Origin of the sequence: Streptomyces sp. NPDC006610, from assembly GCF_040611575.1 — a bacterium.
GTDB lineage: Bacteria > Actinomycetota > Actinomycetes > Streptomycetales > Streptomycetaceae > Streptomyces.
In genome coordinates, this window is the sequence record NZ_JBEXOP010000050.1 from 1 (window position 1) to 15,764 (window position 15,764).

Consider the following 15,764-nt stretch of genomic DNA (forward strand, 5'->3'; position numbering starts at 1 on the left):
CTGGCGTTGACTTTTGGCACGCTGTTGAGTTCTCAAGGAACGGCCGCTTCCTTTGTACTCACCCTCTCGGGCTTTCCTCCGGGCGCTTCCCTTCGTGTTCCCAACTCTACCAGTGTTTTTCCGGCCCTCTGACCACCGTTCCGCAGGCATGCGGAAGACAGCCCAAGATAGGATCTGACGAGTTGGTTACTGCCGATCCGAGAGAGCGGGTCGCATCGCTCGGCCTCAAGCAGGAGTTCGACTGTACACGCGCCTTCGAACCACGTGCAAATCCAGGCGGTTGGTGGTCTAGACCACCACCTGGTAGCTTCCCTCTGAACGGCCACTTCAGCTCCATCCCCTGGGAGGCTTCCCATGACCACCGTGACGTCGCCGCTGGCAGGACGCGCCATCGGACTGGCCGCCGTGCCGGACCCGGTCTTCTCCGGGGCCATGGTCGGCCCGGGAACCGCCATCGACCCCGTGCGCGAGCCGTCCACGGCCGTCGCGCCGGTCGACGGAGTCATCGTCTCTCTCCACCCGCACGCGTTCGTCGTGGTCGACGACAGTGGGCACGGCGTCCTCACGCATCTCGGCATCGACACCGTCCAGCTCAACGGGGAGGGCTTCGAGCTCCTCGTGAACAAGGGCGACACCGTCTCCCGCGGGCAGGACGTGGTGCGCTGGGACCCGGCTGCCGTGGAGGCGGCCGGCAAGTCCCCGGTGTGCCCGGTCGTCGCGCTGGACGCCACGGCCGAGGCGCTCTCCGGTCTCCGGGACAGCGGTGATGTGACGGTCGGCGAGTCCCTCTTCGCCTGGAACTGACGTCAGCGCCGTCCCCGTGTGACGGCCATCGGATCAACCACAGCGGCGGCGGGCCCGCCGCACTACCGGAGACGGGTGAGATGGAGACAACGCTGCGAGGCGTCGGCGTGAGCCACGGTGTGGCGATCGGCGAGGTTCGGCACATGGGGACGGCGGTGCTCGAACCCCCCGCCAAGCGGATCCCGGCCGAGGAGGCGGAGCGTGAGCAGGGGCGCGCCCGCAAGGCCGTCGACGCCGTGGCCGCCGATCTGATCGCGCGCGGCAACCTCGCCGGCGGCGAGGCCCAGGCGGTGCTCGAGGCACAGGCCATGATGGCCCAGGACCCGGAGCTGATCGCGGACGTGGACCGGCGGATCGCCGTCGGCAGTACGGCCGAGCGCGCGGTCTACGACGCCTTCGCCGCCTACCGCGACCTGCTGGCGGGCGCCGGGGAGTACCTCGCGGGCCGGGTGGCCGACCTCGATGACGTGCGCAACCGCATCGTCGCACGTCTGCTGGGCGTGCCGATGCCGGGTGTGCCGGACAGCGACGAACCGTACGTGCTCGTCGCGCGTGACCTGGCGCCGGCCGACACGGCGCTGCTGGACCCGACCCTCGTGCTCGGCTTCGTGACCGAGGAGGGCGGGCCGACCAGTCACAGCGCGATTCTTGCGCGGGCCCTGGGCGTACCCGCCGTGGTGGCGCTGCCGGGCGCGGTCGAACTGTCCGAGGGCACGGTCATCGCGGTGGACGGCAGCACCGGCGAGGTCTTCGTGGAACCCGGCGCGGAGAAGAAGGCCCAGCTGGAGGCCGCCGCCGCGCAGCGCAGGGCGATGCTGTCCGCGTCCACCGGGCCGGGCGCCACGTCGGACGGTCACAAGGTGCCGCTGCTGGCGAACATCGGCGGGCCGGCGGACGTCGCGGCCGCGGTGGAGGCCGGGGCCGAGGGCGTCGGTCTGTTCCGTACCGAGTTCCTCTTCCTGGACGACGACAAGAAGGCGCCCTCCCAGGAGAAGCAGATCGAGGCCTACCGCCAGGTGCTCGAGGCGTTTCCCGAGAGCCGGGTCGTCGTGCGGGTGCTGGACGCGGGCGCGGACAAGCCGCTGAGCTTCCTGACGCCGGGCGACGAGCCGAACCCGGCGCTGGGCGTGCGCGGGCTGCGCACGCTGCTCGACCACCCCGAGGTGCTGCGGACCCAGCTGACGGCGCTCGCGAGGGCGGCCGAGGGTCTGCCGGTGCACCTTGAGGTCATGGCGCCGATGGTGGCGGACCGGATCGACGCCATGGCATTCGCGGACGCCTGCCGGGAGGCTGGGCTGCATGCGAAGTTCGGTGCCATGGTGGAGATTCCGTCGGCCGCGCTGCGGGCGCGTTCGATCCTGCGGGAGGTGGAGTTCCTGTCGCTGGGGACCAACGACCTCGCGCAGTACACCTTCGCCGCCGACCGTCAGGTGGGCGCGGTGTCCCGGCTGCAGGACCCGTGGCAGCCCGCGCTGCTCGACCTGGTCGCGCTGGCCGCGGAGGCGGCCCGAGCCGAGGGCAAGAGCTGCGGCGTCTGCGGCGAGGCCGCGTCTGACCCGCTGCTCGCGTGCGTGCTGGCCGGTCTGGGTGTCACCTCCTTGTCGATGGGCGCGGCGTCGATTCCGTATGTGCGGGCGACGCTGGCGAAGTACGCGCTGGCCCAGTGCGAGCGTGCGGCGGCGGCCGCACGGGCGACGGACAGTGCCGACGAAGCGCGCAGGGCGGCTCGGGCCGTGCTGTCCGGGGAGTAGCCGGGCGGGTTGTTGATCGCTGGGCGCTCCGCCCTCGGGTGGAGCGCCCTTCGCGTTGCCGGGCGGCGGCTCAGTGCCGGTGCTCGGCCGAGGGGCCCGCCTCGCCCAGGTCGGGCGGTGTGCAGTAGTCAACACCGGATTCCGGGGAGATCAGGTCGCCGGATTCGGCGTCGGTGCAGTAGGCGTCGAAGACCTCCCCCGCGGTCAGCGGCACGAGGCCGTACGCGCGCAGCCGCCATCCGTAGACGCGGTCGGGTGTGGCGGGGGCGCTGGTGCGCATGACGAGGCCGCCCGGGCTCTCGGTGGCGAGGCCGAGGGCGAGGACGGTGGTGAATTCGAGGGCTTCCGCTTCGTCCAGCCGGGTCCTGCCGTCGGTGTCCTGGTCGGCGTGGAGGACGGCTACGAGGGTCTCGGCCGGCGCGGAGACGCTGCAGACGAGGTGCCGCTCTCCGGGCGGGGCCGTTTCCAGGATGCGCACGAGGAGGGTCGAGGCGTGGTGGAAGGCGGCCCGGCCGAGGTCCTCGCCGCAGGTGGCGCAGTCCCCGAGGCGGGCCAGGAGGGTGGAGGCGTACTCCCACGTCGCCTGCCGGACCGCCTCGTCCACCAGGGCCGGTACCAGGTCGGTGAGGGGCCTGCCGTCGTAGGGGACGGTGGGGCCGCCGGCCGCGAGTTCGGCGGTGAAGCGGGTGCGGCTCGACGGGGTGTCCGGGTCGAGCCCGTTGTCGGCGCAGAAGTCGGCGTACTCCTGTGGGTCGAAGAGGGCGACCGTGGTGTGGCTGCCCTCGGAGGCCCGGGCCCTGAGCAGGTGCTCGACCTGTTGGAGGTAGGTCTTGTGGTCGTCGAAGGTGAAGCTGCGGTAGCGCCGCATGGCGCGGAAGTCGTGCTCGTCGGTGAGCAGGCCGATGACGCCCGCTACTTCCCGCTGCAGTGCGTGCCGCATGGTCCGGTGGTCGGTGTGCGCCATGTCTTCCCCCTGTGCGCAGTCGATCAATGCTCACTCACAGTAACCGGACCCACTGACAGTGGAGGTCGGGCCTGTCGAAGCTGGTCGATCGATACAGGTCACAGGGGGCGGGAGGGGCCTGGCCGGTCACGTTCGGTTGCGGGCGAGGTCCTCGTAGAAGTGGAGGAGGTCGAGGTTGTCGACGGAGCCGGGGTTGACCGCTCGTTCCAGCGGGGTGCCCTGGAGGAGTCGTTTGACCGGAACTTCGATGCGCTTGCCGGTGAGGGTGTGCGGGATTCCGGGGACCTCGATGATCTCGTCGGGGACGTGGCGGGGTGAGAGCTGTTCGCGGATGGTCCGCTTGATGCGGTTCAGGAGGGCCTCGTCCAGGACGGCGCCGGGCGCGAGGTGGACGAACAGGGGCATCCAGTAACCGCCGTCGGGCTGTTCGACGCCGATGACGAGGGATTCCCTGATCTCGGGGAGGCGCTCCACGGCTTCGTAGATGTCGGCCGAGCCCATGCGGACGCCTTGGCGGTTGAGCGTGGAGTCGGAACGGCCGTGGATGACGACGGAGCCGCGGGAGGTGACGGTGATCCAGTCGCCGTGGCGCCAGACGCCGGGGTAGGTGTCGAAGTAGCTGTCGTGGTAGCGGCTGCCGTCGGGGTCGTTCCAGAAGCGGATCGGCATGGACGGCATGGGGTTGGTGACGACGAGTTCGCCGACCTCGTCGGTCAGGGGCTTGCCGCTGGGGTCCCAGGACTGGAGGTCGGTGCCGAGGCAGGCGGCCTGGAGCTCGCCGACGTACACGGGCAGGGTGGGGACGGCTCCCGCGAAGCAGGAGCAGACGTCGGTGCCGCCGCTGACGGAGGCGATCCACAGGTCGCCGCGGACCTCGTCGTGAAGCCAGCGGAAGCCGTCGGGGGGCAGCGGGGAGCCGGTGGTGGCGACGCAGCGCACCCGGGAGAGGTCGTGGTCGCGTCCGGGGTGGACGTCCGCCTTCCGGCAGGCCATGACGTAGGCGGCGGAGGTGCCGAAGAAGGTGGCGCCGGTGCGTTCGGCGACGCGCCACTGGGCGTCGGTGGCGGGGTGGCCGGGGCTGCCGTCGTACAGGACGACGGTGGTGCCCGTCAGGAGGCCGGAGACGAGGAAGTTCCACATCATCCAGCCGGTCGAGGTGTACCAGAAGAAGCGGTCGCCGGGGCCGAGGTCGCAGTGCAGGCCGAGCTGTTTGAGGTGTTCGACGAGGATGCCGCCCTGGGACTGGACGATGGCCTTGGGCAGGCCGGTGGTGCCGGAGGAGTAGAGCACCCACAGCGGGTGGTCGAAGGGGACCTGCTCGAAGACGGGTTCGGTGTCGGAGCCCGTCAGCGCGGACCACTCCAGGGCGCCTTCGGGGGCGTCGGTGCCGAGGAGGGGGATGTGGACGACGGCGCGCAGGGTGGGCAGTTCGCGGCGGAGTTCGGCGACGGTGGCGCGGCGGTCGTGTTCCTTGCCGCCGTAGCGGTAGCCGTCGACGGTGAACAGGACGACGGGTTCGATCTGCTGGAAGCGGTCGAGGACGCTGCGGGCGCCGAAGTCGGGGGCGCACGACGTCCAGACGCCGCCCACGGCGGCGGTGGCGAGGAGGGCCACGACCGCCTGCGGGACGTTCGGGAGGTAGCCGCTGACGCGGTCTCCGGGGCGGACGCCGAGGGCGCGCAGTTCGGCGGCCAGGGAGCCGACCTGGCGGCGCAGTTCGGACCAGGTGACGGGGCGCGGCTCGTGGGTCTCGTCGACGCACAGGAGGGCGGGTTCGTCCGGGCGGGTGGCGGCGGCGCGCAGGGCGTGCTCGGCGTAGTTGAGGGCCGCGCCCGGGAACCACTGCGCGCCGGGCATGGACCGGTCGCCGAGCACGCGCGCGCAGGGGGTCGAGAACCGTACGTCGAACCACTCGGTGACGGCCTTCCAGAAGGCCTCGAGTTCGTCGACGGACCAGCGGTGGAGTGCCGCGTAGCCGCCGTCGGCGGGGGCCCCGTGCTGTTCGGCGGCCCAGGCCTGGAACCGGGTGATGCGTGCCTGCGCGATGCGGTCCGCGTCCGGCTGCCAGAGGGGCTGGGGGTTCGTGATCGACATGGGTCGGCTCCCGGGCTGTGCGCGTCGTGGGCGTCGCTCGCGCACGGGCTGGGGTGTGCGCGTGCGCGGCTGACACGGACGATGCCATGTGATCGACTTCCGCACCAGGGCGCCGCCCACATAGTCCGTGACATGAAGATGTGGCCCCGGCACTGGTGAACGGCAGTTGAACGACGCACCCGCGTCCACGGGTCAGTGGCAGGGTGAGCACCATGGACGGTCGTGACCTGGTGCGTTCGATGAGGGTGGTCGGTTCGGTGGGCGGTGCGGGCCGGAGGTTGCGTACCGTGCGGGCCGCGTGGCGCAGGAGGCGCGCCGACGCCGAGGGGCTGCCGCGACGTGGCGCCGAGCGGGCGCGGGTGCCGGGGCTGCTGCGGGAGGCGGAGCCCGGGCCGGGCGGCGGCACGCTGCGGTTCGACCGGTCCGAGCTGCGCATGGCCGTCGCCGTGAACGGAGCCGTCTTCTGGGGCTGGGACGGGGCGGGTCCCGAGCCGTCGTACGGGCTCGCCGGGCATGGTCCGGAGCCCGATCCCCGGGCCGTGCTGGAGCCGGACAAGGACGGCGGCTGGCGGGTCGTGGCGGAGCGGATGACGGTGGTGGTCTCGCGTGAGGGCGCGGTGGAGGTGCGTACGCCCGGCGGTGTCACGTTGCGCCGGGATCTGCCGCCGCGTTGGTGGGAGCCGGTCGACGGGGGGCAGGCTCGCTGGCTTCAGCGGTCGCGGGTGGGGGCCGACGCGCGGTTCTTCGGGCTCGGCGGACGGGCGTCGGGGCCGCGGCTGCGGGACGGCGTGTACCGGTTGTGGAACACCGACCCCGGCCGGGGGTTCGCACCGGGCGACGATCCGCTGCACCTGACGATGCCGGTGCAGCTGGTGGTGGCCGACGCGGGCGCGCACCTGGTGTTCCACGACACGTCGTGGGACGGCACGGTGACGCTGCGGGAGGGCGAGGAGGGCGCCGGTTCGGGGCACGACCGTCCGGGCGTGTGCGAGCTGCGCATGGACGGCGGGCCGCTGCGGTGCTGGGTGATGGTGGGCACGCCCGCGCGCGTGCTGCTCACCTGGGCGTCGCTGACCGGGGCCGCCGCGCTGCCGCCGGCCTGGGCGCTCGGTCATCACCACGCGCGGTGGGGATTCGGCGGCGAGCAGGAGGTGCGGCGGATCGTCGCCGGCCATCAGGAGCACGGGCTGCCGCTCGACGCGGTCCACCTGGACGTCGGCCACCATGACGGGCACCGGGTGTTCACCGTCGACGGGGACCGCTACCCCAAGCTGCCCGCGCTCGCCGAGGACCTGCTGCGGGACGGTGTCCGGCTGGTGTCGGTCGTCGGCCCCGCGGTGCCGGCGGAGCCGGGCGACGCGGTGTACGAGACCGGGGTCGCGCGGGACGTGTTCGTGCGGGACGCGGCCGGCCGGCCGGTGCGCGGCGTCTCCCGGCCCGGCGAGGTGGTGTACCCGGACTTCACCCACGCGCGCGTGCGCGAGTGGTGGGGCGGTCTGTACGCCGAGCGGCTCGCGCAGGGCTTCGCCGGGTTCTGGCACCACATGAACGAGCCGACGTCGTTCGCGGCGTTCGGGGAGCCGACGCTGCCGCGGTCCTCCCGGCACGCTCTGGAAGGGTGGGGCGGCGACCATCGTGAGGCGCACAACGTGTACGGGCTGTGCATGGCCAGGGCGGCGTACGAGGGCCTGGGGAGGCTGGCGCCCGGGCAGCGGCCGTTCGTCTTCTCCCGCTCCGGCTGGGCGGGCCTGCAGCGCTACGGCGGCGCCTGGGCGGGGGACGTGGCCACGGGCTGGCCGGGGCTGCGCGCGTCGCTGTCGCTGGTGCTGGGGCTCGGGCTGTGCGGGGTGCCGTACTCGGGCGCTGACGTGGGCGGCTCCGACGGGAGCCCGTCGCCGGAGCTGTATCTGCGCTGGTTCCAGCTCGGCGCGTATCTGCCGCTGTTCCGGACAGGCTCGGGGCCGCGTGCGGGGCGTCGGGAACCCTGGGCGTTCGGGGCCGATGTGCTGGAGCACGCGCGCGTGGCTCTCCTGGAACGCAGGCGGTTGCTGCCGTACTTCGTGACGCTGGCGCATCTGGCGCGGCGGACGGGGGCTCCGTATGTGCGGCCGCTGTGGTGGGGCGCGCCCGAGGACCGGGCTCTGCGGGACTGCGAGGACGCCTTCCTGCTGGGCGACTGCCTGCTGGTGGCTCCGGTGCTGGAGCCGGGGGTGGAGCGGCGTGCGGTGCGGCTGCCGCGGGGGCGCTGGTACGACACGGTGACGGAGCGGGCGTACGAGGGGCCGGGGCGGGTGGTCGTCGACGCCCCGCTGTCGAGGATTCCGGTGCTCGCGCGCGCGGGGGCGGTGATTCCGGTGCGGGACGGGGACGGCGGGGCGGCGCTCGAGGTCTGGGCTCCGGCCCCGGGGCGGGCCGGAGGCGGGGTGGTCGGACCGGACGCCGGCGACGGGTGGGACGAGGCCGAGCCGGTGCGCTACGCCGTGCGCCGGGAGGACGGCCGGGTGGTCGTCGAGCGGGAGGGTGGGGGCGGCGGGGTGCCGCCCCACCGGGTGCGGATACGAGGGCTCGGGGAGGGCGGGGGTCAGATGTAGCGGCCCTCGAAGAAGGCCCGCGCGGCCATCGTGTGCAGGGGGAAGGCGAGTTCCTCGGCGCCGCGCAGCAGGTGCCGGCCCTCCGTCTCGTCCGTCGCGGCGAACTCGGGCAGGTCGTCGGCGGGGCGCTCCGGGAGGAGGCCGAACAGCAGGAGGTGGCCGTCGGGCGAGCTGGCGGCGTCGACCAGGCGGACGTCGCGGGCGGCGGCGTCGATGCCGGTCTCCTCCTTCAGCTCCCGGACGACGGCTTTGCGCCAGTCCTCGCGGTCGTCGATGTAGCCGCCGGGCAGGGCGACGCCGCCGCGCGCGGGGTCGACGGCGCGGGTGACGACGACCAGGGCGGTGCCCTTGACGTCGTACACGGGCTGGAGGGCTATCGCCACGGGCAATGGGTTGCGGTAGGCGGCGTGGCCGCAGTCCGGGCAGGTGCGGGGCCAGCCGGTGACGCCCTCTCCGTAGGGCGATCCGCAGCTCGAACAGTGGGAACCCGGCGCGGAGTTGGGGACGGAGGCTTCAGATTCGGACACGCGGCGGACTGTATCCGATCTTGGCAGGGGCGTCCTCTCCGCTGCCGCGATGCCGGGGGCACATGCCCGGAGTGCGGGTGTTCGTCCATGGGTCGCGCGCATGTTCGTACGCTGAGTGACCGGCTCGGAATGCTGCGTGAACGTCTCATGAACTGGGCTTGAGGGCTGCCGGGCCGGGCCATCATGCTCCCGTGCACTCCTGGTCGGATTCGCTCCGCTTCGCGTTCCAGCCGGTGGTCAATCTGTCCACCGGCGGGGTGGCGGCCTTGGAGGTCCTCGCCCGCCCGGAGGCCGGCGACGTGCTGGCCGAGGCCCGCCGGGACCCGGAACTCGACCGCCGGCTGGCCCTGTTGGCGGTGCGGGCGGCGGTGCGCAAGGAGACCCTGCTGCCGCTGCACGTCAACGTCTTCGCCGCCACCCTCGCCGACCTCGGTGGGCTCACCCCGCTGCACGACGCCGTGCGGGCCGCCGGGCGGATGCCGTGGGAGGTGACGGTCGACGTCTGCCCGCCGTACGCGCACGTGCCGCAGCAGGCGCTGCTGGAGGCCGTTTCGGCGCTGCGCGCGCAGGGGTTCCGGATCAGCGCCGACGGCGTGGGCGACGGGGACCTGCCGCTGCGGCTGCTCACGGACATCGGCCCCGACCTGATGAAGCTCGACGCCTCGCTGCTGGCCAGGCCCGCCGCCGTGCGGGCGATGCGGACGCTCTGCGACGAGTTGGGAGCGCTCCTGTCGGTGGAGGCCGTGGAGACGGAGCTGCAGTGCGCGGCGGCGCTCGCGGCCGGGGCGCAGCTGGCGCAGGGCGAGTTGTTCGCGCCGCCGTCCCGGCTGCCGGCGGCGGACGTGTACGTTCCGCCCCGTTCGCCCGCGACGGCGCCGGCGCCCCGGTCGGGGCCGTTGGTGCGGGAGTTCGTGCGCCCGGCCGCGCTGCTGCCCGCGCACGCGTCCGCCGGGCAGGTGCGGGCGCTGCTCACCGGCTCTCCGGAGGTGTCCGGGGTGCTGCTCGTGGACCGGGCCGGGGCGCCCGTCCGGTCGGTGCACCGGTCGCGTTTCCTGCTGTCGATGTCGGGCCGCTACGGGCATGCGCTGTACGCCGACCGGCCCGCCGCGAAACTGGGCGATCCGCCGCGGACGGTGGGGGTCGACGCGACCGCCTGGGAGGTGCTGGACGTCGTCGCGGACGGCGCGCGGGACCGCACGTCGGACGATGTGGCCGTGGTGGACGCCTACGGGCGCTGCGTCGGCGTCGTACGGCTCGTGGACCTGGTGCGGGCGCTGGCCGAGACGCGCGTCGAGGAGGCGGCCGGGCTCAATCCGCTGACGCGGCTGCCCGGTTCGGACGCGATCACCGCGGAGGTGGACCGGCGGATCGCGGACGGGCGGCCGTTCGCCCTGAGTTGGCTGGACGTCGACCACTTCAAGCAGGTCAACGACGGGGCCGGTTTCGCGGCCGGCGACGAACTGATCCGGTCGGTGGGGCGGGCGCTGCAGCTCATGGCGTCCGAGAGCACGCGCGTGGGGCACATCGGCGGCGACGACTTCCTGGTGCTGACCGACTGGGAGGGGCTGGATCCGCTCGCGGCGTCGGTGCTGGACACGTTCTGGTCGGCCGGCGGGCGGCCGGTGACGTTGTCGCTGGCGACGGTGGTGTGCGCGCCGGGCAGCGTGCCGGACCACCGGGAGGCGGCCGCGTGTCTGGCGCCGTTGAAGAAGGCCGCGAAGGCGCTGCGCGGGGCGAGCTGGGTGGTGGGCCGGGCCGGTGTGCCGGGTCATCGGGTACGGCGCGGGACGCAGGCGGCGCCGAGCGGGGCGGGCTGCGCCGTCGCGGACCCCGGACGGGGCTGAGGGCGCCGAACGCGTCCACGGGACTTGCCTGGGATGTCTCCGGGCGCGCGGGCACGACGTATCCTCCGCGCCGGTTGTTTCTTTCCGACGGGCCGGACTCGGCGCCGGTCCACCGGAGCGCCGGCCGGGTTTTGACCGGCACCGCCGAGGGCGCGCAGGACGGCCCGGACGGACTCGGGGCGCACCGGCAGCAGGCCAGGCAGTGCCCGCGCCGGACGCCTCGCGCGCGGTGCGCTTCTTGCTGCTACGGCACTGCGGTCGGCACCGGGCCGTGGAGCCCGGCGACGGGGCGGCCCACGCGCGCGTGGGCGTGGCCGGTCGGCCGGGCGCGGGTCGCGGCGACGGCCGAGGCACCGGCCACGCGCGCGTGCGCGTGGCTAGGTGGTCACGGGCGCCCGGCGGCGTTGGGTCCCGTAGTCCATCGCGTGCTCGACCACCCCGACGAGGATGTCCTTGACCGACCGCCGGTCGCGGGCGTCGCACAGCAGCAGGGGGACGTCGTCGTCCAGGTCGAGCGCCTGCCGGATGGCCGACGCCGGGTAACGGGCCGCGCCCTCGAAGCAGTTGACGCCGACCAGGAAGGGGATGGAGCGCCGCTCGAAGTAGTCGATGGCGGGGAAGCAGTCCTCCAGGCGGCGGGTGTCGGCGAGGACCACCGCGCCGAGCGCGCCCTCGGACAGTTCGTCCCACATGAACCAGAACCGCTCCTGTCCGGGCGTTCCGAACAGGTACAGCACCAGGTCCTCGCGCAGGGTGATGCGGCCGAAGTCCATGGCCACGGTGGTGGTGTGCTTGGCCTCCACGCCGCTGGTGTCGTCGACCGGACGACCCGCCTCGGTGAGCACCTCCTCGGTGCGCAGCGGCCTGATCTCGCTGACCGCGCCGACGAGGGTGGTCTTGCCGACGCCGAAGCCGCCGGCCACCAGGATCTTGAGCGTGACGGGTTCCACCGGGGCTCTGCCGCGCTCGGAACGCCCGAAGATCATCGATCTCTTCTTCCTGCTCTCTGGACTTGACGGGGGTGGCGCGGCGGTGGCCGTCACGTCTTCACCTCGCTGCCCGCGCTGCTCACAGCGCGCGGAGGCCGTTGATCACGTCGCGCAGAATACTCTCGTCCGGCAGCTCGGCCGGCGGCACCGGTCGGGTCACATGGACCAGTCGGGCGTCCACGAGGTCCCCGATGAGGACCCTGACCACCTGGATGGGCAGGTCGAGTTCGGCCGCGAGTTCGGCGACCGACTGGGGGGTCTCGCGGCACAGTCCGACGATGTCGGCGTGTTCCGGGGACAGTGTCGGATCCGCCTCCGGATCGTCCGCGTGGGGCTCCGTGACGACCACCGCGATGACGTCGAGGCGGTGCTGGGCCGCATGGCTGGTGCGGCCCCGCGTCATGGCGTAGGGACGGACGACCGGTCCCGCTTCGTCGTCGAACCAGTGGCTTCTTGCCTGACCGTCTGCGCTCATGTCATCCCACTACCCGCCCGAGGGCAGATCGGTGCGCGGAGCCGTGGCCAGATGCGCGCCGACCCGCTTGACCAGCAGCGTCATCTCGTAGGCGACCTGCCCGACGTCGGAGTCGGCGTCGGACAGGACGGCGAGGCAGCTGCCGTCTCCGGCCGCGGTGACGAAGAGGAAGGCGTCGTCGAGTTCGACCACCGTCTGGCGGACGCCGCCCGCGTCGAAGTGGCGGCCCACGCCCTTGGCGAGGCTGTGGAAGCCGGACGCGACGGCGGCCAGGTGCTCGCCGTCCTCCCTGGAGAGGTCCTTGGAGACCCCCGTCGCCAGGCCGTCCCCGGAGAGCACGACCGCCTTGCGGATGCTGGCGACGCGGTCCACGAGGTCGTCGAGGAGCCAGTTCAGCTCGACGGACTTGCCGTTGTCGGTGCGGCCGGTCGTCTTCGGTGCGGTCATCGACCGTCCCCCTTGTTCGTTCCCTGTGGTGCTGTGCCGTGGGGCGTGTCGTCCCCCGTGGCGTTCTCCTCGCGGCCGCGCTGCCAGCCGCGCTGGAGCGAGGCCATACGGCTGCGGACCTCGTCGGCGTCCCGGTCGGCGGGCGCCGCTCTGTCCCCGCCGCGGCGGCCGGGGTCCTGTCTCAGCTGCGGCGCCAGGCTGGCCTGGCGGACGCGCCGCGGCAGCCCGCCGAGGACGGCGTCGGGGCCGGGTCCGGGCCGGTCCTGCCCGGGGCGGCCCGCGGCGTCCTGCGGGTCGGGGCCGGCCGGACCGGACGGTGCGCGTCCGGGGAGCGCCGGGGCGGCGGAAGGCCGGTCGAGAGCGCGGCGGTCGCCTGCGTCGGCGCGTCCGTCGAGCGCCCGCAGTCCCGCGCGGTCGGCCGGGGTGCCCTGGGGTTCGGGGCGCTCGCCGCCGGCGGGGCCGCCCGGCCGGGGTCCGGTGAGACGGCCGTCGGCAGGGCCGGGCCGGTCGCCCGACGCCGGGTTGCGGCCCAGCGGCGAGCTGCCGCGGCGGCGGGTCGGCAGGGGCGCGGGGCGCTCGGGGTCGGCGTGCAGCGGGGCGGGGCCGGGCCGGGCCTCGTCGTCGCCGTCCTGGCGCCAGGGCCGCCCACCGGTGACCGGGCGCCCGTGCGAGCTGACCAGCTTGGGCGTGCGGCGGCGGGGTTGCGGCACCCCGCCCTGCCGCTCGGTGTCGTGCCGGTCGCCGGCGTCGCGCGTGTCGTCGGTGCGGGCGGCGGAACGGTGCGGGCCGAGGAGTCCGCCGCGCTCGCCGTCCGCGCCGTCCAGGACGCCCGGGAAGTCCTCGATGGCGTCCAGGGCGACGGGCGCCTCGAGTTCCACCGGCCCGTCGAGCAGGGTGGCCGGGAGGCCGGGGAGGGTCACCGGCCGCTGGGAGACCGCGGCCCGGCGGCTGTCCGCGGGCTCGGCCTCCCGCGGGGCGCGGGGCCGGTCGAGCCGGAAGCCGACGCCGTTGGTGTCCGGCACCTCGTCCGTGAGCAGCGCGTCGGGGATGAAGACGACGGCGGTGGTGCCCCCGTACGGGGACGGCTGGAGGGAGACGCGGACGTTCTGCCGCTGGGCGAGCCGGCTGACCACGAACAGGCCGAGCCGGTCGGTGTCCGACAGCTCGAACTCCGGGGTCTCGGCGAGCCGGAGGTTGGCGTCCAGCAGCGCCTCGGCGGTCATGCCGAGGCCGCGGTCGTGGATCTCCAGGGTGAAGCCGTTGGCGACGGGCTCGCCGAGGACCTGGACGGCGGTGTGGGGCGGGGAGAACACCGTGGCGTTCTCGAGGAGTTCGGCGACGAGGTGGGTGAGGTCGGCGACCGCCGGGCCGGTGACCGCCATCCGCGGCAGCCTGCGGACCTCGATGCGCTCGTAGTCCTCGACCTCGGCGACGGCCGCCCGCACCACGTCCATGAGCTGGACGGGCTTGCGCCACTGCCGGGAGGGCGCGGCGCCGGAGAGGATGACGAGGCCCTCGGCGTGCCGGCGCATTCGGGTGGTGAGGTGGTCGAGGCGGAAGAGGTCGGCGAGTTCGTCGGTGTCCTCGGTCCGGCGTTCCATGGCGTCGAGGAGCGTCAGCTGCTTGTGCAGCAGGACCTGGCTGCGGCGGGCGAGGTTGACGAAGACCTCCGAGACCCCGGAGCGCAGTTCGGCCTGCTTGACGGCGGCCTCGACGGCGGCGCGCTGGAGGGTGTTGAGGGCTTGGCCGACCTCGCCGATCTCGTTCTTGTCGTACTCCAGGCGCGGGACCTCGGTCTCCACGTCGACCTGTTCGCCCGCGGACAGGCGGCGCATGACGCTGGGCAGGCGCACGCCGGACGCCTCGTGCGCCTCCAGGCGCAGCTGGCGCAGGTCGCGGATGAGGCCACGGCCGACGCGTACGGACACGACGAGGGAGACGAGGAGGGCGACCAGGCCGAGGACGCCGGCGACGACGGCCTTGACGATGATGCCGATGGCGATGGGGCGGACGCGGTCCTGGTGGCGGTCCGCCGCCTCGTCGTCGAGGGCGCCGAGTTCACCGAGGACCTTGCCCGCGGCGGTGTCCCAGTCCTGGGCGTCGACCTGCCCGGCGCCGGCGTCGTCTCCGGAAAGGGCGGCCTCCTCGGCCGCGCGCAGCGGGGCGGTGGCGGCGTTCTTCCAGAAGCGCTCGTAGCGGTCGCCCTCGGAGGCCGGCAGCAGGGGCAGGTTGGTGTCGTAGAGGACGGTGCGCTGGGCGACGAGGTCAGACACCTCGCGCAGTTCGTCGCGGGTGGGCTCGCCGACGACGAGGGCGGAGCCGAGCAGGGCGTCCTCGCGGGAGAGGAGTTCGCGGGCACGGGCGATGTTGACGAGGGCGCGGTACCGGGTGTCCATCTCCACGTCGTCGACGATGTGGAGATCGGTGAGCAGAATGAAGCAGGGGTCGATCAGGCGGTTGTAGAAGCCGAGGGCCTCGGCGCGGTCGACGGTGCGGTCCTCGACGCTGCGGCGCAACGGCTCCAGGCCCTCGAAGGCGTCCAGGACCGCCGTGAGGCGCTCGTCGACAGTGCCGCCGAGGCCCTCGCGCACGTCGGGGTCCTCGGCGTTGCGGCGGATCTCGGCGACGGCCTTGTCGGTGGCGGCGCGGCTGCGCTGGAGGGCGGCACGGCTGTCGGAGTCGCGCGGGTCGGCGAGCAGGACCAGGGTCTGGCGGCGTTCCCGCTGGAGGAGGCGGATGGTGTCCTCGGTGGGATAGCCGATGTTCTCGACCACGGCCGTCACGTGGAACAGCCGGCTCGCCTCGAGTCCGGTGAGGACCGACGCGAAGGCCCAGATGGCGGTCAGGGCCGCCAACGGCACCAGAAGCAGCGCCACGATCTTCCGGCGGATGGACTTCCCGCGAAAGCGCATGGACTCCCCCAGCTCGACCCCCACCGGCCGGCGAGGGGTACGCATGTGCGTCAACAAACGGCGCGAGCCTACTACTGGCGCACGGCCAATTCGAAGGCGCTTGTGGAAGCAGGGCTTCCGTCCGGTCCGTGGAGCATGGGGAGTTGTCCGCTCATGGGGAGATTGCCTCCCCGGATACGGTCGCGGCGGCGCGGCCGAATCCGATGGGTGGGCGCGGGGATTTGGCCGGAAGTATTCGACGCCCGGGAATCTTCGGCGCGTCCCGTTCGTCCTTCACTACAGGAAATGGGGGCGGAATCGGCCACAGGAGCCGCATCCTGCACCCGGGCAGCGTAAAACAGCGCAAGCCGGGCAGCCAGAGGAGAG

11 protein-coding genes are annotated in these 15,764 nt (G+C 73.5%); 4 read left to right on the plus strand and 7 right to left on the minus strand.

Annotation, left to right across the window (positions count from 1 at the left end; genetic code table 11):
* The first annotated feature begins 354 nt into the window (after positions 1 to 354).
* Together ABZY13_RS29725 and ptsP are read left to right on the plus strand one after the other, a co-directional pair.
* Positions 355 to 804: a PTS glucose transporter subunit IIA gene (locus ABZY13_RS29725; RefSeq protein WP_356636175.1), complete on the plus strand. Its 450-nt coding sequence runs from the start codon at positions 355 to 357 to the stop codon at positions 802 to 804.
* Positions 805 to 884: 80 nt separating this feature from the next.
* The gene (ptsP, locus tag ABZY13_RS29730) at positions 885 to 2,555 is read left to right on the plus strand and encodes a phosphoenolpyruvate--protein phosphotransferase (protein ID WP_356636177.1); all 1,671 of its coding nucleotides are present in this window, start codon (positions 885 to 887) and stop codon (positions 2,553 to 2,555) included.
* 70 nt (positions 2,556 to 2,625) lie between these two features.
* Here the strand turns inward: ptsP and ABZY13_RS29735 are convergent, their stop codons facing one another.
* Together ABZY13_RS29735 and ABZY13_RS29740 are read right to left on the minus strand one after the other, a co-directional pair.
* Positions 2,626 to 3,519, minus strand: coding sequence for a hypothetical protein (locus tag ABZY13_RS29735; RefSeq protein ID WP_356636179.1), 894 nt, complete (start codon positions 3,517 to 3,519; stop codon positions 2,626 to 2,628).
* A 126-nt stretch (positions 3,520 to 3,645) separates the two neighbouring features.
* On the minus strand, positions 3,646 to 5,613 hold the full coding sequence (locus tag ABZY13_RS29740) for an acetoacetate--CoA ligase (RefSeq protein WP_356636181.1): 1,968 nt from the start codon (positions 5,611 to 5,613) through the stop codon (positions 3,646 to 3,648).
* Between the two features lie 212 nt (positions 5,614 to 5,825).
* Here ABZY13_RS29740 and ABZY13_RS29745 point away from each other — a divergent pair, with 212 nt between their 5' ends.
* On the plus strand, positions 5,826 to 8,204 hold the full coding sequence (locus ABZY13_RS29745) for a glycoside hydrolase family 31 protein (RefSeq protein WP_356636183.1): 2,379 nt from the start codon (positions 5,826 to 5,828) through the stop codon (positions 8,202 to 8,204).
* Here the strand turns inward: ABZY13_RS29745 and ABZY13_RS29750 are convergent.
* Positions 8,195 to 8,731 carry an NUDIX domain-containing protein gene (locus ABZY13_RS29750; protein ID WP_356636185.1) on the minus strand — a complete coding sequence of 179 codons (537 nt, stop codon included), beginning with the start codon at positions 8,729 to 8,731 and terminating at the stop codon, positions 8,195 to 8,197. The genes ABZY13_RS29745 and ABZY13_RS29750 overlap by 10 nt on opposite strands.
* Positions 8,732 to 8,922: 191 nt before the next feature.
* Between ABZY13_RS29750 and ABZY13_RS29755 the strand changes: the two genes are divergently transcribed.
* Positions 8,923 to 10,575 carry a GGDEF domain-containing protein gene (locus ABZY13_RS29755; RefSeq protein ID WP_356636187.1) on the plus strand — a complete coding sequence of 551 codons (1,653 nt, stop codon included), beginning with the start codon at positions 8,923 to 8,925 and terminating at the stop codon, positions 10,573 to 10,575.
* A gap of 377 nt (positions 10,576 to 10,952) precedes the next feature.
* On the opposite strand, the gene ABZY13_RS29760 is transcribed toward ABZY13_RS29755, so the two are convergent.
* The 4 genes from ABZY13_RS29760 to ABZY13_RS29775 form a co-directional block, all read right to left on the minus strand.
* Entirely contained in the window at positions 10,953 to 11,561 is a 609-nt protein-coding gene (locus ABZY13_RS29760; protein ID WP_356636189.1) for an ATP/GTP-binding protein, read from the minus strand.
* Between the two features lie 82 nt (positions 11,562 to 11,643).
* Complete coding sequence (locus ABZY13_RS29765; RefSeq protein ID WP_356636191.1) at positions 11,644 to 12,039, minus strand: DUF742 domain-containing protein; 396 nt, start codon at positions 12,037 to 12,039, stop codon at positions 11,644 to 11,646.
* A 9-nt stretch (positions 12,040 to 12,048) separates the two neighbouring features.
* A complete protein-coding gene (locus tag ABZY13_RS29770) occupies positions 12,049 to 12,486 on the minus strand; it encodes a roadblock/LC7 domain-containing protein (protein ID WP_356636193.1) in 438 nt (145 codons plus the stop codon).
* On the minus strand, positions 12,483 to 15,398 hold the full coding sequence (locus ABZY13_RS29775) for a nitrate- and nitrite sensing domain-containing protein (protein ID WP_356636246.1): 2,916 nt from the start codon (positions 15,396 to 15,398) through the stop codon (positions 12,483 to 12,485). The genes ABZY13_RS29770 and ABZY13_RS29775 overlap by 4 nt, the downstream gene beginning before the upstream one ends.
* Positions 15,399 to 15,764 lie beyond the last annotated feature (366 nt).